The organism is Photobacterium angustum (assembly GCF_002954615.1).
GTDB classification, from domain to species: domain Bacteria; phylum Pseudomonadota; class Gammaproteobacteria; order Enterobacterales; family Vibrionaceae; genus Photobacterium; species Photobacterium angustum_A.
Genome location: NZ_MSCJ01000001.1, coordinates 1623715 through 1648985 on the forward strand (window position 1 = coordinate 1623715; position 25271 = coordinate 1648985).

A 25271-nucleotide genomic window follows, 5' to 3' on the forward strand; every position below is an offset into this window, starting at 1 on the left:
GAGCCATGTTACTGACTCTTTATTGTTTGCTTGATGTCACAGCAATTGTTGATTTACTGCTGCTGTTATAGCGGTTTAACTCACATAAATTGGCCCACTGAATGAGGTTACAGGTGGCACTTCTCCAGTGAATTTTTCAATATCGACAACAACGGTATTGGCACTGGTTGCTTGCGCTAGCTCTGAGGTTGGAATATCAATGGTGACGGTATTAGGATCGCCGTAAGTATCAATCGCACCAATGTCGTTATTCAACGGCCCAAACCATGCCCCTTCGTAAATTCTTATTACACCTGTCGGGTAATCTTCCGATAATACCGCTCCTGCTAATAACTGGCCGCGATCATTAAAAACTCGAACAATATCACCGTCTTTAATGCCTTTTTTCTTAGCATCATCGGGGTTGATATAAACGGGCTCATGATCTTTCACTGCATAGGTATTACGGTACTCTTCCGAATCACACATTTGCGAGTGTAGGCGTTTATTGGGATGGCAAGATTGCAGCCAGAATGGAAATTGCTCCGATTTCGGCCCACCATGAGAACGCTCTTCTTTTTCAAACCACATTGGGTGGCCTTGGCAATGTTCATAGTTATAACGCGCTATTTTTCGGCTATAAATTTCTATAAACCCTGACGGCGTACCCAGTGAGTTGATTTCAGGATCATTTCGGAACGCTTCATGGCTAACGAAGGTTTGATCGGTTTTGAATTCGACGATGCCATTTTTCCAAAACTCGTTAAATTCTGGCATCGGGTTTTTATCTTTGTTTGCATCACGACAACTTTTATACAGATCTTGTATCCACTGCATTTCTGTCATGCCGCGAGTATATTGCTTACTTTTGCCAAACCGTTCGGTCAGTTCAGTGAAGATCTGAAAATCTGTTTTTGATTGGTATAGAGGGTCAACCAATTTATGCATTGCCAACACACCAGAGGTGGAATACGTGCCGTATTGGTCGAGATCATTACGTTCAAACTGCGTACATGCTGGTAATACGATATCGGAGAAACGACAAGTTGGCGTCCATGTATAATCAATATTGACGACGGTTTGTAACTTTCTAAACGCTTCTTTCATTCGATTACGTTGTTGATGGTGATTCCATGGGTTACAGCCGCTAAACACCATCATTTTAATATCGGGTAACACGACATTACCGCCGTTATATTTGATCTTTTTCCCCGGCTCCATAATCGCATCAATCCACCGAGCAACAGGAATAACTGCACTATAACCTTTGAAGTCATTATTATTCCAAACTGGCTCTTGCCCTTCATCGACATTTCGTGGAAAACCACCCGGCCCTGCTGCGGTACTAAATGGTAACCCAACGCCACTATAGAAATGAGAATATGAAACCCCACCTCCGGGTAAGCCAATTTGCCCGAGCATAGATGCCAACACTGCTCCCATCCAATACGGCTGTTCACCATGTTGCTGGCGTTGTACTGCCCAGCCAAACATTATCATGGTGCGATCTTTTACTAAGCGACGAGCAAATTTACGAATATCGTCAGCTTTAACGCCACAAATTTTTTCTGCCCATTCTGGGGTTTTCTCGACTTTATCTTTACCTGTACCGAGTAAATACGGTAAAAATTCGTCAAACCCTAAGGTATACGTTTCTAAGAATTGTTTATCGTAAAGATTTTCTTTGTATAAGGTATGGGCAATACCTAGCATGAAAGGAACGTCGGTTTGGGGATTCACGTATTGGTGCTCACAGTCGAAATATTTTTGGCTTTTCGACACCACCGGATCGACCGATATCATGGTGAGCTCGCCCTTTGCAACTTTGTCTTTTAATTGGGCGTAATAGCCATAAGAGCCGTGCGTTTCACACTGCCAACCAACTTGGCTGTTTTTAATCGGATCGTTAGACCACCAGATTAAGGTTTTGGTCTCTTTTAAGATTGTTGACCATGTCGTTGCTTGAGCATATACCTCGGTAGAACCTAATACATAAGGTAAAATGGTTTGCCCAGCTCCCGTTGAGTAATCCCCCACTTTTTTAATAAAATTACCATGCATACCCACCGCACGTTGCATGTGTGAGGTACAACTTTGGAACTGCCCTGTTTCACGCCAGCCTGTTTGCCCCGCATGAAGAGCCCAAGGACCATAATCTTTTTGGATACGTTGTAATTCTTGATAGAAGAGATCTAACGCTTCATCCCACGTTACTCGAACAAAGCGATTGTTACCTCGTGTTTCGCCGCTGTATTTGTTTTTCTTAAGCCAGTCTAACCGCACCATGGGATAACGAATTCTTGAAGGGCTATAAATTATCCCTTTAATTCCGTTTAACATATCGGTTGGATGCTTATCTAATTCAAAGGGCTTAATTTCTGCGACTTGACCATTATAAATACGCGCTCTAAATGCTCCCCAGTGTGAACCTGACACTTTCCAAATACCCGGTGGCTCTGTTGATTTTGTGACTTCTTCAGCAGCCTTAGCCGCTTGCATCAGTAATCCGGGACCAATAACAGAAGCAGCACTCGTAGTTGCTAAGCCTTGCAAAAATTTACGTCTACTCAGTGACATAAAAAAATTCCTCACGATTAAAACGTAAAAAGGTTGCTGAACATGATGTATGTCTAGCAACCTTTAGTTTGATTAATGTTCAGCTTTAGAAAAGTCTGACGAATGGTTTTGTAAATATTTCAAAACAATAGCTTCACTATCAGTATCAAAATTCACAAATGCAAGCATACCGTTAAACATGCCAGGCCAAGTATTTGCGTCAAAATGGTTTTCTGCTGGCTGGGTATGACATACGCTACAGTTGGTGTTGTATGCCGATTTAGCGGCAGTCCAAACAGTACTAATATCACTAACAAAGTTCTTTTTCTCAACCCATAATGTTGCGGTTACTTGTTGCCATTTTAGCCCTGTGGTGTCATCTTCTTTTTGCTCGAAACCTTTTACAATATCAGCACTTTGCGCGGCATTTTTACTTAATGCAGCTGTCGGTATATTCATCCCGAAATCTTGATTAATAACCCGACCAAAGCCTTTTTCTTTACGCCAACCGCTTAGTTCAATTTGCAGCATGTCGTCTTTAATCGCTACCACTTTCACCGCAGATGCAGGCTCTAAAGACCCCCCGTCTTTCGTTTTAGCTTCATCTTCATAAAGGGGTAAAAACTGTACGCTGTAATATGTGTCACCTTTTGAATAATCGGTGCTTTGCGATGCGGCGGATAATTCAGACACAATCCCGCCCGACGAGGCCATATTAGCAGGTAAATGGTGGGCAATACCTTTGTGGCAATCAAGACAGCTTTGGTCTTTCGCTGCTGCTTGTTTCATTTGTGCCTGTGCACGTGGTGACATTTCATCCCATTTCATGCTGTCATAATTGTGGCAACTTTTACATTCCAACGATCCATTCGCTGCAAAGCGTTTCCACTCATGCTGGGCTAATTCCAGTCTTTTTGCCTCAAATTTTGCAGGCGTATCAATGGTGCCAGCAATCGCGCCAAAGACTTCTTTACTCGCCTGCATTTTTCGAGCAATTTTATCCGTCCAATTATGGGGAACATGACAATCAGGACAAGTAGCACGGACACCTGAGTGATTTGACCAGTGAACGGTTTCTTGCAGCTCAGGATACACAGTGTCACTCATGGAGTGGCAACTGATACAAAATTTTTCTGTGTTGGTCATTTCAAGAGCGGTATTAAATCCCCCCCAAAATATAACCCCAGCAACAAAACCACCTAACGCGAGAACACCAAGGCTTATTTTGGTTGCTGGACGCCACAGCGTTATCCAAACTTTTTTTAAGGACGACTTCATTATTTACCTACCCGTTTTTTATTTAATGTTGACGAGTGCTTAACCATGACCCGGAGGGCCGAGGAAAAACACTTGCAGCGCCCAAATAAAAAAACCATATCCGCTAACAAACATCACAGATAAAATAGGAAACAGTAAAACAATGATGAATAGAAATGTTCGCCATTCATAACGACCTTTTTCTTTATCATCCATTTCTTCACTTAACATTATTGCTCTCTCACTTATTAGTAAGCCTTATTATTCTTAATAGGCTTTTTCCAGTGCTTAAAATGAATTATAGACAATAGTTATACCTTGCATTAATAAGGTTATTAAAAAGCCACTAGGATCACATTTTCGCTTACCTTATAAATCCTGATTTTTTCTCTAAGCACTTATTTTAGGTATAAAAAAAGGCCAGCATCTCTGCTGGCCTTTTTTACAATATTTAACGGAGAATTATTCTACCGTGTCGATATCTAATACCGTTTGGATTGGATCTGCAATCTTTGGTGTATTTCCAAAGCCACGTAAACCCACCACGTGTACGTGTTCACGATCTTTGAAAATCTTACGTACTAGTTTGTAGGTTGTACCTTTTTCCGGACTGATATTTTCAGGTGCAGCAATCAGTAACTGCATGTCTAAGCGTTCACATAACTCAAACAATGTTGCGATTGATTTACCATCAAGTCGTGCCGCTTCATCCAAGAACAATAGTCGACAAGGAATAATATCTTTACCACGTAAGCGGCGAGATTCTTCTTCCCAACTCTGAACAACCATTAATAGAATTGCCTGACCTGTACCAATCGCTTCACCCGTAGATAGCGCGCCAGATTCCGCTTGTAGCCAACCGTCTGTACCACGGTTAACTTCAATGCTTAACTCTAGGTAATTACGGTAATCTAACAGTTCTTCACCCAAGATCTGCGGTGAACGTTGACCCATATCGATATGTGGATTCAAACGTTGGAACAACTTCGCAATCGCTTCAGAGAATGATAAACGGTTATTACCAAATAGATCGTTATGTTGATCTTTATTCTCAACAAGTCCTGCAAGTAATGATTCGTGCGTATCACGTACTTTAACGTTTAGACGCACACCATTTACCTGACCAAAACCAATACTTTGTAAGCCTTGGTTTAGCATACGAATACGGTTTTGCTCACGCTGGATTGTTTTACGAATAATATTCGCAACAGAATCTGAACTGATCGCTAAACGTTGTTCACGAGCCGTTAGTTCTTCAGTTAAACGACCAAGTTCTGCTTCCATTTCTTCGATAGCTTCAACCGGATCGTCGGTACGAATAATATCGTGTCGAATACGCTCACGTAGATGCTGGTATACCACGATGTAGAACAGAACTTTACGTTCAGGACGCGTCACATCTTCTGACGCACGTAATGCATCACGTAAATCTTCGTTATCCGCAACCGCAAGACGTAGTGAACCGAGCGCTTTATCCGATAGTGAACGTAGTTCATCTGCTGACATATACGCCATTTCACGACGGTGTAAACGACGTTCAACATCGCTTTCACGTGCTAAACGTAATACCGCACACCAGCCCGCTTTCGCGTTAACCACTAACTTACGGAAGTCTTGGTAATCTTTACCCACTTTACGTAAACGCTTCACTAACGACTTCATTTCAAGTTCGATAGAGGTGGTTGATTTTTCTAACTGGCTACGGCGACTACGCGAACTGTGTAAACGCTCATTGAGTTCATCACGACGAATACGCGCGCGCTCTTCTGCTTCAACATCCGCACGAACACCTAGCTCTTGTAGTTCACGTTCAAACTCTTGAACGGTTTCCATTTTCGCTTGGTGCGAGCTCTTCAGTGACGCCATTAACTGGTTGTACTGGTTCGCTTGTGCGCGCGCTTGTTTTAAGCTTTCACGGCTGCGACCACGAGCTTGTTCTGCGGTTGCGAGTTTCGCTTTAAGCTGCTCGTTTAGCTCTGAACTCTTACTCAGTAGCTCTACCGCATCGGCATAGCTAAAGTAGTGACGACGTTCTGCCAAATCAGCGACGGCGAAAATCAGCGTTTTCAGCTCTTGTAGCTTCTTATCTGCCGCTTCGTAATCAGCTTGTAGCGCATCAAATTGCTCTGGATCAGCATCCAGTGCAGACACTAATGTTTCAAGCTCGGCTAACGCTTTGCCATGACGGTCAAGGTAGTTACGCGCTTCATCCATTTGTGAAAGTTGTTGTTCAACTTCTTCAAAACGTGCGATTAGCGTGTCATCTTCAAGCAGTGTTACTACTGGGTTTAATTTACCCAGTAATGCAAGACCTTCACGTGCTGCCGCTAACTGGCTACGCTGTTGTTGTTCTTGCGCTTGTGATTCAGATAGCTGACGTGCAATTTGGTTACGTTGATCACGTGCTTGTTTTAATTCTACTTCTGGATCTGGGTTAAATGCCACAGACATGTGCGTAGCTACAAAGCTATTGAAGCTTTGGTACAAACGCTGAAGTTTTTGCGAATCAAACGATGCTTTTGCGTGATCTTCTACAACTTGATCTTTCTCATCACGTAAGAACTCTAAACGTTGTTCACGTGCTGCACGACCAAATAATGGCATTTCTGGGAAACGTGAATAACGTAGTTGACGATCGTTTAAGTGAACACAAACCGCATCTTCTAGTTCATCAACATCAAAGCCACTGTCATCGAATGAATCCGCATCACCTTCGATGATGTAAAGATCATCTGGGCAATCATCTAGCGAGACTAATTTTTCTTTAATACCGCTAAGATCAGGAACAATAATCGCGTGTCGTGCAGGGCCGTACATCGCACTGAAATATGGCGCATCATCAATAGTGATATCGTCATAAACTTCAGATAACAGCGTACCGCCAAGGGTATCGGCTAAGCCACGTAAACGTGAATCATCACTACCACCTGGCTGTGCTAAACGTTCAATATCAGCATCAAGTTGCTTCTTACGTGCCGCTAATTCATCACGTTGACGCGAAGCTTCACGCTCGTTATCCAACGTTAGTTGCATTGCATCCATTACCGCTTGGCTGCTTGAAAGCTCAGCGTTGGCTTGCTCTGCTAATTTTTCAAGCGCATCAGAAGCTGCAATCCATGTTGGTGCTTGCGATTCTAATGTCGCGATACGAGAAACTAGGCGTTGCTCGTCATGGCGCATGTCGTTACGTTGCTCAACCAGTGTTGCTTGATCTTGCTCTAGGCTTTCAAGCGTTGCTTCATGGCGCGCTTGCTCTTCAACTAACGCTAATTCGCTATCTAATGTAGTAGCGAATTTCTTTGTATACGTTTCAGCTAGTTCAAGCGCTTGGCGTTGGCTACGAACACTGCGCTCTAAGTCACGGTATTGCGCTTTTAGCTGCTCACCACGATCTGAAATCGCACGTAGTTGACGACCATGATCAATCAATTCACGGGCTTTGTTACTTGCGTTTGCGCGATCTACAGCACCTGCAATAGTGGTAATGATCGCTAAGCCTTTATCAAACTGTTGCGCCGCCGCTGACGACATATCCAGTTTGTGTTTAAGGGCTAATAACGCTGTTGTTTGGGTATCTTGCTGCTGTTTAAGTTGCGCAAGATACGGTGGCGCTTGATCAGGTAGCATTTGATGATCGCCAGACAAATCACGTGCTTTTTCTAATGCCTGTACCGCTTGTTGGTACTGCAATGCACGGGTTTGCTGCATATCTAATGCTTGCTGGTAATCGGCTAACTGGGTTTTTAAGCTATCAACTTCTTCTTCCGTTAGCTGTGATTGTTCTTCGGCAATCGCAAGTTGCTCTGCCGCTTCTTCAACCACCATGACCTGCTCTTCAAGACGCTCAGTTAGCTCTTCAAGATCTTCTTTGTAACGCTCGATTTTCTCAGCTTGACGAACAGCGGTTTGTACTAGCTGTAGGTGATCCGATGCTGCTTGATGATCTTGCTCTAACGCGCCTTCTTGCTCAGTCAATTCATCCAGCTCTGCGGTCATGTTATTAAACGTAGACTGCTGATCGATTAAGGTTTGGCGTGAGCCCATTAGCTCACCACGTAAGCTTAATGTTTGCTCTAGCTTCTTCTGACGCTCGTTAGCATGACGCATATAATCGGCAGCAACATAGTTCGTTGCTTCTGAGATCAAATGCTTAAACAAATCACGGTCACGCTGAGTCAGCTTGATCGCTTCTAATGTCGAACGGTTTTCACGCAGTGCTGCTTCCATATCTTGGAAGGCTTTTTTAACACCGGTGTTGTGCGGTAATAGGTAATCACGTAATGAACGTGTGATCGCACTAGAAATACCACCGTATAGCGATGCTTCAATTAAGCGGTAGAACTTAGAACGATCTTGGCTGTTACGTAATTTCTTCGGTAACACGCCCATTTCAAACATTTGAACGTGGTAATCAGTTACCGAGTTAAATGCTTTAAATTGCACGCCTTCATATTGTGAAACAATGTCTTTAACATCATTAAGCTGGCGAACACGCGCTTGATTTTCTGATAGTGTTTCAATTAACACATCAGTTGGTTTGATGTTTGAAGGCAAGCCTTGAATTAAGAAAGGTTTAATATCGACTTTCTTATCACGACCCGCGACTTGCTGTAATTTTACAGCAAAGATAATGCGTTGCTTCTTCGAGTTAACCACATCAAGCGCAGCATAACAGGCACCCGGCTTCAATTTACCGTGAAGACCTTTATCGCGTGAGGCATTTGAGCTTCCCGCTTCCGTTGTATTTCGGAAGTGAAGTAGGCTTTGATCAGGAATGAGTGTGGTAATGAAAGCAGCCATGGTTGTTGACTTACCTGCACCGTTACCACCTGAAAGCGTTGTCACCAAATTATCAATATCAAAGGTACGTGCAAAGAAGCCGTTCCAGTTGACCATGGTGAGCGATTGATACTTACCGCGTTCCATTAAATACTACTCTCCTGTTCCACTTGTTGTGCATCTGCATTTTCAAGTGATTCTTGACTGTCTTGTTCGATATCGTCGAGCAAACTTGATTGGCTTGGTTCTTGATGATGCACGACTGCTTCACCGTCACGGATCAAGCGTAACTGCGCTTCACGCATATCATCACCCGTTCGTACATCAGCACCAAAACGGAATACCGCTTCACTAATACGGAATTTACCGTGATCACCAATTGGAATTAACATCCCAATACGTCGTAAACGACGCAATGATGTTTTCACTTTATCGAACAGTTTTTCACGATCAAGATCTGAACCTGTTGCGCGGTTAGTGACTAATTTCATTAGCTTTTGTTCATCAGCTAATGTTACTAATTCGTCAAATAACTCTTGGTTGGTAAAAATACCTTCGTGCGCTAAACGCTCTGGGCTTAGGTAAAGGAAACACAACACTTTACCTACCAGCATGTCGATTTCTGATAATACAGAACGACCAATCAATGAGGTTGAACGTGGGCGAAGGTATAAAAAGCCTTCTGGCGCACGGACTAATTCCGCATTATAACGCTTGTAAAACATGCCGAGTTCTTGTTCAAATTCGATCAAAAAGGCATGGTTATCTAAATCTTCACTAGAAATATGGCGACCTGAACGGAGCGCGTTATCCAGTGCGGGGAAAAGTGGATTAGCAATCGCTTTTGCTAAATTTTCCGGCATGAATTCTTCAATATTTGTCAATGACATGAGCTTGTACCTTGGCTCCGTATTCGTTAATTGCTTCCCAATCCGGCTGAATTGCATTGAAGTCAGCCTCTGAGTATCCCATTCTTACTGCTTGATCAATCACGATTCTTGCCAAATCAAAATGCTGGGCAAATGGGTGTTGAGCCAAATAATCTTTGAGCAGTGAGCTTAGGTTGATGGGTGCGCCTGTAGCTTTATGCGCTTTTAGCATTGCTGCAACTTTTTCAGCCAATATATCATTAACTAAGTCGAGCTCTTCAAATTCCATCTCAGCAGGAACAATACCTGTTACTTCATCGTCACGAAGCACTAATGCTTCATCACGCATGTCTAATAAACGTTCAGCGTCTGCATAGGTCAATAACCATGGCGCATCAAAATAATCAGTAACCGACTGGCGTAAACGCTGACTAAATGCACGGTTCTTGTCCATGTCTATCGCGGTACGAATAAACTTATGGACATGGCGATCGTAGCCAATCCATAAATCAATCGCTTGCTGACCCCAACTGATAATGCGATCCAGTTTTGCTTGAAGGATATAAACCATCCCATCAACATAATCTAAATCATCACGACCTTGTGTGGATTCTTGAATCGTCAGTAACTGCGTTTGTAGCTGATCGCCTGCCGCTTGTAGTGTGTCTTGAAGCTCTTTTAACGTCGCTGACGTTTCATCAAGTAACTGTTCACAACTACTGATTGCTGCGCGCCAGTCTTGGTTTAGCAATTCAGCAATATCGACTTTAACTTGCTGCTGTTGCTCATCCATGGTGCGCTGGTTTAAATCAATGCGATCGAATATTTCAGCTACTGAGTATTTCAATACGGCATGGACATTTTGACGCCAGTGTTTTTCATCACCGTCTTCTTGTGCCGCTGTTGCTGCTTTATTGATTTCGTCTGCCACCATTGCTAACTGGATAGATAGCTTGAGCGTTGAAAACTCTCGTTGGCGAACGTAATAATCAGTAATGCCTAACGCTAATGGGCTTAAACGATAAATACTAGCGCCATCAGTTACTTCACTAGTAAAGCGTGAAATTAATCGCTGTCTTACCAATTCATTAATGGCGTTGTTGGCGCGAAATGCCAGGGTTTCTTTGGATTGGCCAAACATATCACTTACTATGCGAAATGCGTCAACCAGTTCTCCTTCCCCTAATTCTTCATCAAAGCGATCACCGCTTAAAACGGCAATGGCTAACAAGAACGCCAGCCGTTCCGTTGGTAGGTTTAAAGCAAAGTCGTTTTGCTTTACCCAGCTAACCAACTCAGGAACCGTCTGGGTAACTTCACTCATCCCTTGTCCTTATTGCTGTTATTAGAGTTTGTCGTTGTGATGTGCGTTTCTTTCGCAAAAGGCTTACGGGCATACACATGAATATAACGCCCCAACGACAAAAACGGCTCTTGACGGCAAAGCTTCTGCTCCATCTCAAGAACCTGTTCAAAACTGTAGTCACCTACCATATGAGTCTGAATATAATCATGGAAGGTGCGAACACCTGTTTTACCCATGATTTCAAATCCTGCATCGGTTAGGCACTGATAAACATCTTCTGGTTTTATCCCTTGCTGCGGCTGTAATTTAAAGCGCTTACGATGCGGCATTCCTTGCTCAATATGAGTCAAGTTGCCACAAATTAAGTTTTTAAACAGTAGACCGTTGTAGTTATAAAACATCACGGAAATTGCACCGCCAGGTTTCACATTGTGTAATAGACCAGTAAGTACCTCGATTGGTTCAGCTAACCATTCCATTACTGCATGAAATAAAATTAAATCGACAGGTTCAGGTATGAACTCGCCAATTTCCTGTACAGGACAATGCACTAAACGATATTGCTCAAGCAAACCGTTTTTAGCAATTTCTTGTTGAGCTAATGTCAACATTTCGCTAGAAAGATCACATAACGTTACTTGATGTCCAAGTGATGCAATTTTTTGTGACAATTGCCCAATACCTCCCCCTGCATCTAATACAGTAAGAGGTGATACACTGCTAAGCGAGGTAAGAATTTGTTCAATATCTTGCCAAACGACAGTTTGTCGAATTTGCCCTTTTGCTGTGCCATATATGTTTTCAGCGAACTTTTGCGCTAAATCATCAAAATTTCGGTCTTTGATCACGGCTGCTTTACGTTATGATAGCGAATCTAAAAAGTGACTCATTTTCTCACAAGCAGTAAAGGAATAAAGGCTTGTGATGCTTTTTCAAGCTCAACTGCTGAAATTTCGGACTACATTTCATGTTTGAATTAAAAAAATTAATCGCAACACTCCTTATGCCCCTCCCAGCACTGCTGATCATTGGGGTTATTGGATTACTGGTTCTATGGTTTACACGTAAGAAAAAACTGGCTTCGGGAATTATTGCATTCTCTTTTTTAGGTATTTTTGCCGTCTCTTTTCAGCCTGTTTCTACAAGTTTACTGCGACCATTAGAGCAACAATACCCCGCTTTTGTCGGCTCATCTAAACCTGTCGATTTTGTTATGGTGCTCGGAAATAGCCATGTGATCGATAAAACGTTTCCCATCACCTCTGAAATTTCACGAACTGCATTAATGCGTTTAGTTGAAGGCATACGTATTGCTCGAATGTACCCAGGGTCTAAAATAATCCTCTCCGGTTACGGTGGTGGAACCAATATCAGTCATGCTCGTATGATGGCTAAAGTTGCCCTAGCATTGGGTGTGAATAAGTCGGATATTCTGTTATTAGAAACAGCTAAAGACACATGGGAAGAAGCCCATCAAGCTGCTTCTGTTGTTGGTAGTAAAAGCCTAGTGCTTGTCACTTCTGCCAGCCATATGCCAAGGGCTATGTATGAATTTCATCAAGCGGGACTGAATCCAATTCCAGCGCCGACTAACTTTTTAGCGACGAACAAAATTAAACAGCCTTGGATGCGCTACGCCCCAAGCTCACAGTTTTTAAACCAAACTGAACGTTATTGGCATGAAAAACTAGGAAGTTTATGGCAACAATTACGTACCTTTCTTGCAAACCATAAAGAACCTAGCACTAATGAAAACAATCAAGATAGTGCAGATGCATTAACAGTTGCAGGCTAAAGCTTAACAAACTCTCTTATCGCCCAGTAAATCATTACTGGGCTTTATTTTGCCAACGCCACTCGCCTTTCTTTTATCTCTCTGATTAGTCTTCGATATATTGCCACACAACTATAAATAGCTAAAAACCACATATAACTAAAAGATATATATATAAAACAATTGAGCTAAAAAAAGTCATAAAAAATGTATCTGAAAAAAGCGTTAGCCACTATGATTCTCCTCCAATGAGAAACAATGATTGCTTAACATTTTAATTCCTAAATTTCACAAGCATCAGTTTATTTAACTGCAAATTATTGCTTTCTTATTTTTATTATATTGATAAATTAAAGGTTAGCAGTATGTATCAAATTATAAATTTAGCCGTATTTACGCTACTGATCGCCTTGTTGATTAAGCAACAGCGTACAGATAGTACCCTGTCAAAACGCGTTTTTACCGGATTAATTCTTGGTGTCTTATTTGGCGCCTCCCTACAATGGTTATATCACCCACAAACTCCTGTCGTTAGTGACACCCTTGAGTACATTAATATTGTAGGGGCAGGCTATATCAGCCTTTTAAAAATGATTGTTATGCCACTCATTATGGTTTCTATCATTGGTGCAATTATTAAGGTGAAGGATTCAAGTTCGCTGGGCAAAATATCATTTCTCACCATAGGTATTTTATTAGCAACAACAGCAGTCTCTGCTTTAATCGGCATAATGATCACTAACCTATTTGGTTTAACTGCTGATGGTATTGTAGAAGGTGCGCGAGAAATAGCCCGTGGCGAAGCATTACAAACACGCTTGGGTAGTATTGCGAATGTGTCGTTTGCAGACATGATAATTTCATTTTTCCCTTCTAATCCTTTTGCTGATTTAGCGGGTACTCGTCCTACTTCGACTATTGCAGTGGTAATTTTTTCTGCATTTGTTGGCATGGCTGGCTTAACCGTAATTAAAACAAACCCAGAGTTAGGCGCTAGCTTCGAAAAGTTTGTTAATGTTGCCCAAGAAATTGTTCGTACATTAGTACGTATGGTTTTGAGCTTAACACCTTACGGTGTGATGGCATTAATGACGAAAGTGGTTGCTGGTTCGAACTACGACGATATTTTAAGTTTACTGAATTTTGTTATCGCATCTTATATTGGCCTTGGGCTAATTCTGGTATTGCATCTCGTACTCGTTAGCTTTGTTGGGGTCAATCCTCTGCGCTTTTTCAAGAAGATTTTACCAGTACTGACGTTTGCTTTTACCTCGCGTTCAAGTGCCGGCACAATTCCGTTAAACATTGATGCTCAAGTAAAGTCACTAGGCAATGGCGATGCGGTTGCTAACTTCTCAGCTTCCTTTGGCGCTACGATGGGTCAAAATGGTTGTGCGGGTTTATATCCAGCAATGCTTGCAGTAATGATTGCGCCTACAGTGGGCATTAACCCATTAGATCCAAGCTTTATGATTTCTCTTATTGCCATTGTAACTGTCAGCTCATTCGGTATTGCAGGTATTGGTGGTGGTGCGACATTTGCCGCTCTTATCGTTCTTTCAACATTAGGTATGCCAGTTGCACTTGCAGGCTTATTAATTTCTATCGAACCTTTAATTGATATGGGAAGAACTGCAGTAAATGTTAGTGGCTCAATGACGGCAGGAACTATTACTTCTCGTATTTTAGGCTTAAATAAAACTTCTGAGATAGATAAAGGGAAACAACCAGACGTTATTGATACACATGCTTAAACACAATTTAGCGATGATCATTCTTGTGTTTACAAATAAAAATCACGGGTTGTTTTAATTTTTCACTATTCAATCAAAGATTACTTTTTTAGTGATAAACACCAACCTCACATTTTAATAACACTATTTATTATTTAATTTTAATAAATAGTGTTTTTTTTATTCTTATTCGATAAGAAATTTATTATTAACTATTAGCATCACAATTATTTGCTTATAAAGCAATCAATAATCTCTTCGTTTTAACAAATGCTTTCATAATAATTAATGTGACACAAATCACATTCCATAATCATTTTTAGGTTCATCTTATTAAGCATGAACTCCAACAAATTATGAGTAACTTATTATGAGCATTAAAATTACAGCACGCGGTTTTGAACTTCCTGACTACCTAGAACAACATATTAAAGAAGCATTCTTTAAGTTTGATAAATTCAAAATTGCCTTTCAAAGCAAAGATGTATTCATGAAACTTGAAGAAGGTCGTAACTTTACTGTTGAGATTGCAACTAAATCTAACTTAGGCAAAATCGATGCCTCAGGTGAAGCAAATGAGCTTATTGATGCATTTAACGAAGCATTTGATCGTTTAGAGCGTCAAATCATTAAACATAAAGAAAAACCACAAGCTCACCTAAGTGAAAAAGCACAAAAAGAAAAAGCTCACTTAATTAAAGAAGAAGACGAAACACTAGCAAATCTATAATTTGTCTTTAGTATTAAGAGCAGTCACTGAATTCTCACCCACTATTTCAGTGACTGCTTTTCAATATAGGTAATAGAAATATCTATATTCCTCATTTCTTACTCCGTTATATGCCTATCTTGAATATTTTTCGTGTTAAAATAGTAAAACATCCCTAATCAAAAGATCTCTAAATGAAAATTCTAGTTCGTAACCTTTCTCGAAGCACCACTGAAATCCAACTTCGTAAAATGTTTGAAGAGTTTGGCAAAGTAGGAAACTGTAACCTTGTTTTAGATGCAATTACAGGTAAGTCAAAAGGCTTTGCTTTTGTAGAAATGGACGATGAGGAACAAGCAGCTCGTGCGATGAAAGCTTTAAATGAAACGATGATAGATAACAGTCGTATTCGAGTAAAAACAGCACAGTAATCAGTCTATCTAACAGGGCAGCAACATTGCCCTGTTAGTCAACTTTATGCTGACTATTTTTATCCTTTACTCTGTAGCTATTATCTTTATAAGTAATATTAAAAGCGAAATTACTTAAAATTAAACCTATAAATATAAAATTATACATCGCATGTAATATCACTAAGGCTTTCGCATCATGTGCTATTGGTGCCATGTGCCCATACCCTATTGTTGTCGCCGTAATAAAACTAAAATATATCGCATCAAAATTTGACACTAGATTACTCACTCCACCTGTTGCTTTATATAAAACAGCAAAACCAAAGCAGACTTCGATATAATTAATAACTAACATCAAAAATGATCGTTTTTTAGATATTGGTGGACTATAGATATCTGAAAGAAAAATGATACTTAATAAATAAAGCAACGTTTCTAAGAGTAAATAAGATATAAATACAATTGCAAATGGGGATGATTCAAGATTGAAATTAAAGATTAAGATCGGTGTTATTAATTTAAGAATAACATAAATTTCTGAACATATTTTCCTTGCTAATAAACCAAACTTACCAGAGATATGTCGAATATACAGTCCAGGAAAAATGTATGAGGATAGAACTAGAAAAAGTTTGAATAATCTTTCTATGCCAAATGTATTTTCTTTTTCATCATTCCAGACTTCTTTTACATGATCATTTTGGTTTTTGATTGCGGGTTTAACATAGCGAAAGTCAATGCTCCATTGGCTTAATAATAACTTCTTAATAAATGCCATGGATTCCTTCCTTCTTCTTTCATTAAAACCGTTAACCAAGTGACGTCAGCACTGTAACACTTATTACTTACTACTTTGTATTTAACCGATATAAAGCCTGATCTCTATTCCATTATCAAGACAAATAAAAAAGCCTAAACATTGTTTAGGCTTTACTGTTGTTGCGTTTTTAACCCACGATCTGACGAACTTTCTCCAGATCCTCTGGCGTATCTACCCCAGCAGGAGGCGCATCAATCGCCACATCAACATGGATTTTCTCACCGTACCAAAGCACGCGTAATTGCTCTAGAGACTCAATCTGCTCGAGTGCACTTGGTTCCCAATTAATATAGGTTTTGATAAAACCTGCGCGGTACGCATAAATACCAATATGACGTAGTAAATTATGGTGCACAATTCGTGGCTGTTTCGCAAAGTTATCACGATCCCATGGAATGGATGCACGACTAAAATACAATGCATAACCATCTTTATCCGTAACAACCTTTACAGCATTTGGATTAAACACTTCATCATGGTGATCAATTTCTACCGCTAATGTCGCCATAGGTGCGTCTTTATGCGCAATATTATCAGCAACTTGACGGATAATAGTTTCAGGAATAAGTGGCTCATCCCCTTGCACATTAACAACAATATGATCATCCGATAATTGATATTTTTCAACCACTTCGGCTAAACGCTCAGTACCAGATTCGTGATCTGTGCGTGTTAAACACACCTCACCACCAAAACCTTTTACCACATCAACAATGCGTTGATCATCGGTTGCAACAATCACTTGATCGGCACCAGATTTTATCGCTTTCTCGTAAACCCACTGCACCATTGGCTTACCTGCAATATCTGCCAACGGTTTACCCGGTAAACGTGTAGATTGATAGCGCGCAGGTATAATAACGGTAAATGTCATTATTTAACCTCGTCAGAGCTTAACGTACGTGCTTCTGGCTCAAGTAAAACTGGAATGCCATCTTTAATAGGATAAGCTAAACGATCAAATTTACATACCAGCTCATTATTTTTTTTATCGTAACTCAACTTGCCTTTACATACAGGACAAGCAACGATTTCAAGCAGACGGTGATCCATACGTTTCCTTTACCTCAATGATCTTATTAATAATGTCTGTTGCCTGAGGCTGAGCAATATCTGCATTAACAGGTAAATACCACCAGTTATCTTCAGCAAACGCGTAGCACTTCACGGCATCTTTTTCAGTCATTACTAAATGCTGCCCTTGATGGGCTAACTCTAACAATGTTTGTTTTTCAAATGCTTGATGATCAGCAAAAGGCTGACATAAAACAGGGGTTACGCCTAATTGATTTAGGGTAGAAAAAAAACGAGGAGGATGACCAATACCCGCAATAGCTACGATATCTTTTAAGTCACCAATCAAGCAACGCTCACCTGTTTTCACATTAATTAAATCGGTTGGGACTAATGTCATTGCTGCTTCATTTGCTTGCGCTGAACCACCATTACAAATAAGAAAATCAACGTTATTTAAACGCTCACACGTTTCTCGTAATGGTCCCAGAGGCAATAAATGCTCATTACCAAAACGACGTTGACCATCAATCACAACAATTTCAATATCACGATCCAATGCATAATGTTGAAGACCATCATCAGTGATGATCACATCTACGTTATGATCTAATAGCATCTTCACAGCTTCACTGCGTTTAGGCGCAACAGCAACAGGGGCGTTCGTTCTACGCTGAATGAGTACAGGCTCATCCCCTGCAATATCTGTGCTAGTTGTTGCTTCAACGTAGTATGGATAATACGGCGCTTTGCCACCATAACCTCGAGAAACAACACCGGGTTTTAACCCTTGCGCTTGTAGTTGTTCCACCAACCACACTACAACAGGCGTTTTACCATTGCCACCAGCGGTGATATTACCAACCACAACAACAGGTACAGGCGCGCTATACGCTTGTTTTTCCCCCGCTGTATATTGTCGTCTTTTATGCTGGCTAATCACACCAAATAAAAAACTAAGGGGTTTAAATACAGGCCAAAGCAGAATGTAAAGAAACAGCATCCTTCCTTTCGGCGGATGCTGAAACCACATTTTTTCAATAATTGAAGCCATTAGTCACCAAACTGAATTCGGTGAAGTTGTGCATACGCACCGTCATGGCTAATTAGCTCTGCGTGAGTACCGCGTTCAACAATTTCACCATCATCTACTACTAGGATTTGATCGGCATTTTCAATCGTTGATAAACGGTGAGCAATAACCAGTACTGTTCTGTCTTTTTGAAGCTCATCCAAAGCACTTTGAATTGCGCGCTCAGATTCAGTATCAAGTGCTGATGTTGCTTCATCAAGAATTAACACAGGTGCATCACGTAACAATGCACGAGCAATCGCAAGACGTTGACGTTGACCGCCCGATAAACTAACACCGTTTTCGCCAATAATCGTATCTAAACCATTATCCATGCCTTTGATAAAGTCCATCGCATAAGCAAGTTCTGCGGCGCGTTCAATATCTTCACGGCTATAAGCATCATCGCTGGCATAAGCTATGTTGTTAGCAATAGTGTCATTAAACAGGTGAACGTTTTGAGAAACGACCGCAACTTGAGCACGAAGGTTCGATAGTTTGTAATCGCGGATCTCAGCCCCATCAAGATTAATTTCACCTGACTCAATATCGTAGAAACGCGTCAGCAAGTTCGCAATGGTACTTTTACCCGAGCCTGAACGTCCAACTAAGGCCAGCGTTTTCCCTGCAGGTAGAGTAAAGCTAACATTACGCAATGCTGGGGTATCTTTGGTTGGGTAAGTAAAGGTTACATTCTTAACTTCTACATCACCCTTCACACGCTTAACTTCAACTTTACCGTTATCGTTTTCTGTTTCTAAATCCATTAATTCAAACAAGGTGTGACAGGCAGCCATACCGCGTTGAAATTGGGATGTTACGTTAGTTAATGCTTTTAGTGGACGCATTAAACCAAACATAGCACCAAACACAACAGCAAATGTACCAGGGGTTAATTCCGCACGCAGTGATGGCGTGTTGGCTAAAATAAGCACCACAACTAAAGCAACAGATGCAATAATCTGAATAACGGGGTTAGCAATCGCTTGAGCAGAAACAAGCTTCATGGTCTGGCGACGCATTTGATTACTCACATTATCAAAGCGTTCTTTTTCTACTTGTTGACCACCGTAGCTTAATACGACTTTATGACCTTTAAGCATTTGCTCAGCAGATGATGTTACTGATCCCATCGCATCTTGCATATCACGTGAAATTTTACGAAAACGTTTTGATACAATACGAATACTGATAGCAACAACAGGAGCAATCACAATCAAAATTGCGGATAATTGCCAACTATTCCAGAACATCAATGCCATTAGGCCAATAATAGATGCACCTTCACGAACAATACTCACTAATGCACTACTGGTAGCTGACGCAACTTGCTCTGAATCGTAGGTAATACGAGATAACAATGCCCCTGAAGATTCTTTGTCAAAAAAAGCGACAGGCATTTTCATGAAGTGCTGGAATAACTGACGACGTAAACTCATTACAACGTTACCAGAAACCCAAGATAGGCAATAAGTGGACACAAAACCACTCACACCACGTAGGATCATTAAGCCAATTAAATATATTGGCATCATCGCAAGGAAATCAGAATCGATTTTATCGAGCCCGCCAAAGCTTTCATCAAGCAGTGGCTTGATCATTGAAAGCATTAAAGTATCACCAACCGCATTGATGATAAGCGCGATAATTGCAACAGCAAGGCCAGCTTTATAAATGCTAATATAGGGCCATAAACGCTTGTACGTTTCGCTTGATGATTTTTCTGTTAATTGAGTCATGAAAACCAATTTATTTCTAATACAGTCTATATATTCTACCCTTAACTTCCCTCTCTACCAAATTTGTACCTCATCCTTTTGAAAAATTTATTTTTTGCGCAAAAAAACAACAGTGACAAGAAGAGTTTTACTTCAGTTATTAACATGCTGGTTAAAAACACAACATTCATAACCAGTTAGGGCGGTACCACTGTGTGGCTGAGTGTTGTCGCTCAGTAATAACTTGGTAGTTATGATCGCTAATCGTCACGGTTATTTGCCCAGAGTTTCCTGTTGATAGCCATTCAATCCCCCGGTCCTGATACCTTGCTTGAATACTTTTTGCTGGCAAATTCCACGCATTATAATAACTGGTTGAAGCAATCGCTAAAGAGGGCTCTATCGTGTCAATTAAGGTATGAGTTGATGAGGTTTTACTACCATGATGAGGAACTAACAAAATATCAGCATCCAGTGTCGGTGCACTTTTTAACATCATCAACTCGGCAATTGCATCGATATCACCGGTTAATAACATAGATGGGCCTTGAAGATCACTGTTTTGAATATGGATAACACATGAATGAGGATTTCGAGCATGAAACACGCGCTGTAAAGGCCATTGGACAGTGAACGTTAAACCTTGCCAATGCCATGCTTGACCCTTCTGACATGGCAAATATCCCTTTTCAAAGTTACTGCTGTACTTATATTGCGGTGATAACTTTTCAGTTATGAGTGTTTTTCCACCTGCATGATCACTATCATCATGACTGATAATTAAATAATCTAATTGCTTTATACCTAGCTGTGCCAAAATCGGTAAAATAGTGGTTTCAGCAACCGCTCTATCCTCCCATCGATTGCCTGTATCATATAATACAGCCTTGTTATTTTTGATAATTAGTACCGCTAACCCGTGTCCAACATCGATTACCAACATTTTCCAATGCGACTTTACCGGCTCTTTAATAAACCAACACAATGTAATTACCACCACTGAGCTATATAGCCACTTAAATGAAGATAAAGGCAATAACATCCATGCCACAAAAACGATGATTATCCCCCAAAGTAAAGGTGTTAGATGCACAGACAATGGATACCACGCACCTTCTAACCATTGGATCCCTTCAACGATAGGAATTAAAGACCAGTCAGCACATTGCCAAAACAATGAAGAAATAGCTGGAAACCATAACGTGAGCAGTGCTAATAACACTAAAGGAACAGTGATGGTACTAACCAAAGGTACAGCAACTATATTAGCAATTGGGGCTGCCAACGATAACCCACCGAACCATAACCATTGTATTGGTAACATCAGCACCAATAACCAAAGCTGAATTTTTGCTAATTGAAGTAAAAACACTTTGAAGTGATTATTCGATATCGAGTTATCAAATACGACTCTTCCAACAAAGTACCGCTGACTTAAGCTATATAGTATTAAAACGCCAACGGCATAAAACGATAGCCAGAAAGAAGCACTATAAATGGAGAATGGATCAATAAATAAACTTAGTGCTAACGCAGTTAATAATAGTTGCCAATGCCGCCAATACACCCCAGTTGTTGTCAATATTCCGAGAAATATACACATAATTAATGCACGTATAGTCGGCGTAGTGAAACCACTTAACCATGCATAGGAAAATGCGATACATAATCCTGTCAGCATCGGTAACCAAATAAAGTAACGCTTCTGAGGCAAGAAGAGTTTAGATTTTAGGCCTATTTGCCACCCCAATAACATGGCAAGTGCTATGTGTAGCCCTGAAATAGCTAACAAATGAGCAGTACCACTGTCTCTTAAATGAAGCCAATCTTCTTTAGTTAACCCACTTCGGTCACCAAACGCTAATGCTAATAGATAAGCTTTATTCGGCATATTTTCGACATAACTTAACGCTTTATCATAAAGTCGCTGTCGCCAAGTTATTCTTGATGGGAGTAATAATGGCAACGATGATAATCGATGACGCACCACAGCTTTACCATGAACATTTCGACTCATTGCATATTGTTCAGCATCAAATCCAGCTTGATTTACACGCCCAACAATTCGACTTAACTTAACAGGTAAGCGCCAAATTTGACCTTGTTTTAATGATGGCGCATCTCGCCAGATCAGCAATAACTTATGAGATGCATCTAAAACAGGATTATCAGGCGAAGAATGAAAATAATTATCAACAACCTCCACCTCAATATTTGAAATTGGTATATTTTTATTTATTACAGCACTAATACGAACATTTATGATAAGATTTGTGCGATTTAGCGGAATGTCTTCAACTTTTTTAAGATATTGTTCGGCACATAACACCGCTAAAAAAGCACTTATTGAAAACCAGAAAATAAAATGGTTTTTACAATAATAAAAAATAACAAGACTGACTATTATTGCTGTCATATACCACCAGTACGGTGGTAAAAATGATAACCAATGCAGTGAATGAAAACCTATTGCGATACCTAATGCTATTTGTAACATGCTGTTATCGCCATTTTAATAAATATTAATTATGCCTAGACATCTTATTAAAAAGTTCTTACCAAGCCATGAAGTAATTAAGCGCCAAAAAGCACTTAAGATCTTTGGTAATGTACTTTATAACCCGAACTTATGGTGCTTAAACCGTCGTTCTGCGTCAGGTGCATTTGCCGTTGGCTTATTCATGGCTTTCGTCCCACTTCCTAGTCAAATGATTATGGCGGCTGGGTTAGCTATTTTATTTGGTGTAAATTTACCTCTTTCAGTTGCTCTCGTTTGGGTAAGTAACCCTGTGACTATGCCTGTTTTATTCTATGGTGCTTACAAGTTAGGCGCTTGGGTATTGAATAGCCCTAATGTCGCGTTCCATTTTGAGCTTTCATGGGATTTTTTACTCAACCAAATGAGCCAAATTGGTCCCCCATTTTTACTTGGCTGCTTTATTTGTAGCGTAGTATCAGCACTTATTGGCTATTTTGGCATCCGTAGCTTATGGCGTTATTCTGTTGTTAGAAGCTGGAATAAACGTAAATTCCGAATTGGTAAGGCTCACTGATTTCAATACCCTTCAAATATAAAGAATCAAAAGCCTCTATGACGAGAGGCTTTCTTCTTTCATCTCTATTTTTTTAGATCAAAAAAGCACATTTAATTACCCACCTGTTTCATTTCTCAAAATTTTCACTGCCAGTTCAATTTTCGTTAATACTCACTATCCCTTTTCATTACATGTTGTATTCAAAAACTTAAATTACTGTTTATCAGTAGATATTTTACTAGCTAATCAAATAATTACGTCTAGTATTAGGAAAAACATTTAAATCACACATTTTTACTTTTAAGGTGCTTATTATGGATAACCCAGTGAGTTCAATGCTTAGCAAAGGCTGGAAATGGTTTATTATTGTTGGTGTTATTGTCGCATTAGCTGGCGTGTTTGCAATTAGCTTACCTATTGCAGCGGGCATGACAATCACAACAATAGTAGGGACTATTTTCCTTGTGATTGGTCTAGTACAGGTCTATCACACCTTTAGTATTCATGATTGGAAAACTAAAATTTGGTACGTTATTAGCGCACTATTCTATTTAATTGGTGGCTTATTTATTCTAAGTCAGCCTTTTGTTGGCTTAGTCACTATTACCGTATTAATGATTGCTACAATGATTTTCAACGGTGTTACTCGTATGCTGTTTGGCTTTAATAGTCGTAAACACCTTGCAGGTTGGCGCTGGATTGTAATTAGCGGTTTGGTTTCGACCGCTATTGGTGTCTATTTCTTTACTCTGATGAATAATCCAGAATTCTCTATGTCATTACTGGGTATTTTTGTTGGTGTATCGCTACTATTTGAAGGTTTCAGCTTCATTTTCATTGGTACCCAAATGAAAAAAGTGATTCAAAATAAATAACATAAAAATAGAACCTAGATAAAAAGCCTCAATATTTTTGATATTGAGGCTTTTTTAAATTCAGTTACCGTAAAGTATTTGCAATATTTGTATACAACTAAGCGTTTGCTTTTTAGTTGTAATTTCAGTACTAATAACGCCGCAGATTACTTTAATTAAGATATAGCAATGCCGTGTATTCAACGATTATACGTTTTCTCATTATTGCTTAGTTGCGCTTTCTTTCATCACTGTGCATCTGCAACAGCAAGTGCCATAAATACAAACCAATACCTTATACAAACGGCACCAATAACGTCTGTTGACCCTACTTTTATATCTTCAACACAGCGCCATCGTGTTTTACTTTCATTACCTAAACTGGTGATCTCTTCGTTGTCTCATCAACGTGATCATTTGCTTGCTTTGTTACAACAAAAGAGTAATGTTTTACTATCTTACATATTGATACCTATAGAAAAATTTTGTTTAAAACGGAAAAAACTTTTACCTCTAGCCAATTTTCAATTTCGTTTTACACATAGTCGGGAGCCGCTGTTTCACTAACATCAACCGACTTTTTATTTTCTACTTTTATTACAAGGACACATAGATGCTTGATTCATTTGTATCTATTTTTTCTGCGCTCTGGCATCAAGATTTTGTGGCATTACAAAACCCAGAAAGCATGGTGATGATTTATGTTTGTGTAACATTTGTCATTTGGTTAGAAAGTGCATTTTTACCGGCAGCCCCCCTACCTTGTGATAGCATCGTGATACTTGCAGGTACATTAGGTGCGATGGGGATCATCGATTTTAAATTGATTGTCTTCTTACTAATAGTGGCATCTGCCATCGGTAGTTGGCTGGCTTATTTGCAAGGTCGCTGGCTGGATCATTTGCCAAAAGTAAAAGGCTGGGTGAATATGGTGCCACCTCATCGAATGAAGACGGTGGATAATTTACTTATTCGTCATGGTATTGTTGCATTGTTTACCGCACGATTTATTCCTGTTGTCCGCCCTTTATTACCTTTAATGATGGGATTTAGGATTAAAAATCAGGCTCACTTTTTCCGTTTTGCTTGGTTAAGTGCCACAGCTTGGGTATTACTATTAACAGGGTTAGGTTATTTATTAACACTTCTTCCAGAAAAAATAGCCAAAGTAGCAACAATGGTATTGATGGTTGCACCATTTGTTACTCTCGCTATTGCTATTGTCAGCTTATCAAGTACTTGGCTTTTAAAACGATTTAAAAAGTCTAAAGCACTACCTTAATAACTGAAAAGTCTGCTTATAGATCACGCTTAATGCGATACGTTAAGCAGACTTGCTTTTAATGCGGCATACCATTTATCTTCTCCTTCTACCTTCTACCT

General features: G+C 40.1%; 20 protein-coding genes. 7 read left to right on the forward strand and 13 right to left on the reverse strand.

Features of this window, described 5'->3' with window-relative positions:
• Window positions 1-75 precede the first annotated feature (75 nt).
• From torA to cmoM, 7 genes are all read right to left on the reverse strand, one after another.
• Entirely contained in the window at window positions 76-2556 is a 2481-nt protein-coding gene (gene torA / locus BTO08_RS07095; RefSeq protein WP_105060457.1) for a trimethylamine-N-oxide reductase TorA, read from the reverse strand.
• 72 nt (window positions 2557-2628) lie between these two features.
• The gene (torC, locus tag BTO08_RS07100) at window positions 2629-3813 is read right to left on the reverse strand and encodes a pentaheme c-type cytochrome TorC (RefSeq protein WP_105060458.1); all 1185 of its coding nucleotides are present in this window, start codon (window positions 3811-3813) and stop codon (window positions 2629-2631) included.
• A gap of 39 nt (window positions 3814-3852) precedes the next feature.
• Window positions 3853-4023, reverse strand: coding sequence for a periplasmic nitrate reductase, NapE protein (locus BTO08_RS07105; RefSeq protein ID WP_105060459.1), 171 nt, complete (start codon window positions 4021-4023; stop codon window positions 3853-3855).
• A gap of 231 nt (window positions 4024-4254) precedes the next feature.
• Complete coding sequence (gene mukB, locus BTO08_RS07110; protein ID WP_105060460.1) at window positions 4255-8718, reverse strand: chromosome partition protein MukB; 4464 nt, start codon at window positions 8716-8718, stop codon at window positions 4255-4257.
• Window positions 8718-9461, reverse strand: a complete 744-nt coding sequence (gene mukE / locus BTO08_RS07115) for a chromosome partition protein MukE (RefSeq protein WP_005367158.1) — start codon at window positions 9459-9461, stop codon at window positions 8718-8720. Before mukE ends, mukB begins: the two co-directional genes overlap by 1 nt.
• Window positions 9442-10764 (reverse strand): chromosome partition protein MukF, encoded by a 1323-nt coding sequence (gene mukF / locus BTO08_RS07120; protein WP_105060461.1) that lies wholly within the window; start codon window positions 10762-10764, stop codon window positions 9442-9444. The genes mukE and mukF overlap by 20 nt, the downstream gene beginning before the upstream one ends.
• Window positions 10761-11594: a tRNA uridine 5-oxyacetic acid(34) methyltransferase CmoM gene (gene cmoM / locus BTO08_RS07125; protein WP_105060462.1), complete on the reverse strand. Its 834-nt coding sequence runs from the start codon at window positions 11592-11594 to the stop codon at window positions 10761-10763. The genes mukF and cmoM overlap by 4 nt, the downstream gene beginning before the upstream one ends.
• Before the next feature lie 119 nt (window positions 11595-11713).
• On the opposite strand from cmoM, the gene elyC reads away from it, so the two are divergent.
• The 4 genes from elyC (at window position 11714) to BTO08_RS07145 (ending at window position 15393) form a co-directional block, all read left to right on the forward strand.
• Window positions 11714-12541, forward strand: a complete 828-nt coding sequence (gene elyC, locus BTO08_RS07130; protein ID WP_105060463.1) for an envelope biogenesis factor ElyC — start codon at window positions 11714-11716, stop codon at window positions 12539-12541.
• 344 nt (window positions 12542-12885) lie between these two features.
• A complete protein-coding gene (locus BTO08_RS07135) occupies window positions 12886-14274 on the forward strand; it encodes an L-cystine transporter (protein ID WP_105060464.1) in 1389 nt (462 codons plus the stop codon).
• Between the two features lie 349 nt (window positions 14275-14623).
• The gene (gene hpf / locus BTO08_RS07140) at window positions 14624-14983 is read left to right on the forward strand and encodes a ribosome hibernation-promoting factor, HPF/YfiA family (RefSeq protein ID WP_105060465.1); all 360 of its coding nucleotides are present in this window, start codon (window positions 14624-14626) and stop codon (window positions 14981-14983) included.
• A gap of 173 nt (window positions 14984-15156) precedes the next feature.
• Entirely contained in the window at window positions 15157-15393 is a 237-nt protein-coding gene (locus tag BTO08_RS07145; protein WP_105060466.1) for an RNA recognition motif domain-containing protein, read from the forward strand.
• Between the two features lie 34 nt (window positions 15394-15427).
• On the opposite strand, the gene BTO08_RS07150 is transcribed toward BTO08_RS07145, so the two are convergent.
• From BTO08_RS07150 to BTO08_RS07175, 6 genes are all read right to left on the reverse strand, one after another.
• Window positions 15428-16153, reverse strand: coding sequence for a potassium channel family protein (locus BTO08_RS07150; RefSeq protein ID WP_105060467.1), 726 nt, complete (start codon window positions 16151-16153; stop codon window positions 15428-15430).
• A 169-nt stretch (window positions 16154-16322) separates the two neighbouring features.
• Complete coding sequence (gene kdsB / locus BTO08_RS07155; protein ID WP_105060468.1) at window positions 16323-17069, reverse strand: 3-deoxy-manno-octulosonate cytidylyltransferase; 747 nt, start codon at window positions 17067-17069, stop codon at window positions 16323-16325.
• Window positions 17069-17248 (reverse strand): Trm112 family protein, encoded by a 180-nt coding sequence (locus BTO08_RS07160; protein WP_006645988.1) that lies wholly within the window; start codon window positions 17246-17248, stop codon window positions 17069-17071. Before BTO08_RS07160 ends, kdsB begins: the two co-directional genes overlap by 1 nt.
• Entirely contained in the window at window positions 17229-18263 is a 1035-nt protein-coding gene (gene lpxK / locus BTO08_RS07165; RefSeq protein ID WP_105060469.1) for a tetraacyldisaccharide 4'-kinase, read from the reverse strand. The genes BTO08_RS07160 and lpxK overlap by 20 nt, the downstream gene beginning before the upstream one ends.
• A complete protein-coding gene (msbA, locus tag BTO08_RS07170) occupies window positions 18263-20020 on the reverse strand; it encodes a lipid A ABC transporter ATP-binding protein/permease MsbA (protein ID WP_105060470.1) in 1758 nt (585 codons plus the stop codon). Before msbA ends, lpxK begins: the two co-directional genes overlap by 1 nt.
• A 166-nt stretch (window positions 20021-20186) precedes the next feature.
• Window positions 20187-22496: a DNA internalization-related competence protein ComEC/Rec2 gene (locus tag BTO08_RS07175; RefSeq protein WP_105060471.1), complete on the reverse strand. Its 2310-nt coding sequence runs from the start codon at window positions 22494-22496 to the stop codon at window positions 20187-20189.
• A gap of 31 nt (window positions 22497-22527) precedes the next feature.
• Between BTO08_RS07175 and BTO08_RS07180 the strand changes: the two genes are divergently transcribed.
• From BTO08_RS07180 to BTO08_RS07190, 3 genes are all read left to right on the forward strand, one after another.
• Entirely contained in the window at window positions 22528-23052 is a 525-nt protein-coding gene (locus tag BTO08_RS07180) for a DUF2062 domain-containing protein (RefSeq protein WP_006645984.1), read from the forward strand.
• 296 nt (window positions 23053-23348) lie between these two features.
• Window positions 23349-23909, forward strand: coding sequence for an HdeD family acid-resistance protein (locus BTO08_RS07185; RefSeq protein ID WP_105060472.1), 561 nt, complete (start codon window positions 23349-23351; stop codon window positions 23907-23909).
• 592 nt (window positions 23910-24501) lie between these two features.
• Entirely contained in the window at window positions 24502-25170 is a 669-nt protein-coding gene (locus BTO08_RS07190; protein WP_105060473.1) for a DedA family protein, read from the forward strand.
• Window positions 25171-25271 lie beyond the last annotated feature (101 nt).

What these genes read in the sequence shown, in the direction of transcription:
- BTO08_RS07175 (WP_105060471.1), bottom strand. Translation starts at nt 22,496, where the DNA reads ATGTTACAAATAGCATTAGGTATCGCAATAGGTTTTCATTCACTGCAT.
- BTO08_RS07150 (WP_105060467.1), bottom strand. Translation starts at nt 16,153, where the DNA reads ATGGCATTTATTAAGAAGTTATTATTAAGCCAATGGAGCATTGACTTT.
- BTO08_RS07190 (WP_105060473.1), top strand. Translation starts at nt 24,502, where the DNA reads ATGCTTGATTCATTTGTATCTATTTTTTCTGCGCTCTGGCATCAAGAT.
- BTO08_RS07180 (WP_006645984.1), top strand. Translation starts at nt 22,528, where the DNA reads ATGCCTAGACATCTTATTAAAAAGTTCTTACCAAGCCATGAAGTAATT.
- BTO08_RS07185 (WP_105060472.1), top strand. Translation starts at nt 23,349, where the DNA reads ATGGATAACCCAGTGAGTTCAATGCTTAGCAAAGGCTGGAAATGGTTT.
- mukF (WP_105060461.1), bottom strand. Translation starts at nt 10,764, where the DNA reads ATGAGTGAAGTTACCCAGACGGTTCCTGAGTTGGTTAGCTGGGTAAAG.
- hpf (WP_105060465.1), top strand. Translation starts at nt 14,624, where the DNA reads ATGAGCATTAAAATTACAGCACGCGGTTTTGAACTTCCTGACTACCTA.
- elyC (WP_105060463.1), top strand. Translation starts at nt 11,714, where the DNA reads ATGTTTGAATTAAAAAAATTAATCGCAACACTCCTTATGCCCCTCCCA.
- mukE (WP_005367158.1), bottom strand. Translation starts at nt 9,461, where the DNA reads ATGTCATTGACAAATATTGAAGAATTCATGCCGGAAAATTTAGCAAAA.
- BTO08_RS07105 (WP_105060459.1), bottom strand. Translation starts at nt 4,023, where the DNA reads ATGTTAAGTGAAGAAATGGATGATAAAGAAAAAGGTCGTTATGAATGG.
- BTO08_RS07145 (WP_105060466.1), top strand. Translation starts at nt 15,157, where the DNA reads ATGAAAATTCTAGTTCGTAACCTTTCTCGAAGCACCACTGAAATCCAA.
- kdsB (WP_105060468.1), bottom strand. Translation starts at nt 17,069, where the DNA reads ATGACATTTACCGTTATTATACCTGCGCGCTATCAATCTACACGTTTA.
- msbA (WP_105060470.1), bottom strand. Translation starts at nt 20,020, where the DNA reads ATGACTCAATTAACAGAAAAATCATCAAGCGAAACGTACAAGCGTTTA.
- torA (WP_105060457.1), bottom strand. Translation starts at nt 2,556, where the DNA reads ATGTCACTGAGTAGACGTAAATTTTTGCAAGGCTTAGCAACTACGAGT.
- lpxK (WP_105060469.1), bottom strand. Translation starts at nt 18,263, where the DNA reads ATGGCTTCAATTATTGAAAAAATGTGGTTTCAGCATCCGCCGAAAGGA.
- mukB (WP_105060460.1), bottom strand. Translation starts at nt 8,718, where the DNA reads ATGGAACGCGGTAAGTATCAATCGCTCACCATGGTCAACTGGAACGGC.
- torC (WP_105060458.1), bottom strand. Translation starts at nt 3,813, where the DNA reads ATGAAGTCGTCCTTAAAAAAAGTTTGGATAACGCTGTGGCGTCCAGCA.
- BTO08_RS07135 (WP_105060464.1), top strand. Translation starts at nt 12,886, where the DNA reads ATGTATCAAATTATAAATTTAGCCGTATTTACGCTACTGATCGCCTTG.
- BTO08_RS07160 (WP_006645988.1), bottom strand. Translation starts at nt 17,248, where the DNA reads ATGGATCACCGTCTGCTTGAAATCGTTGCTTGTCCTGTATGTAAAGGC.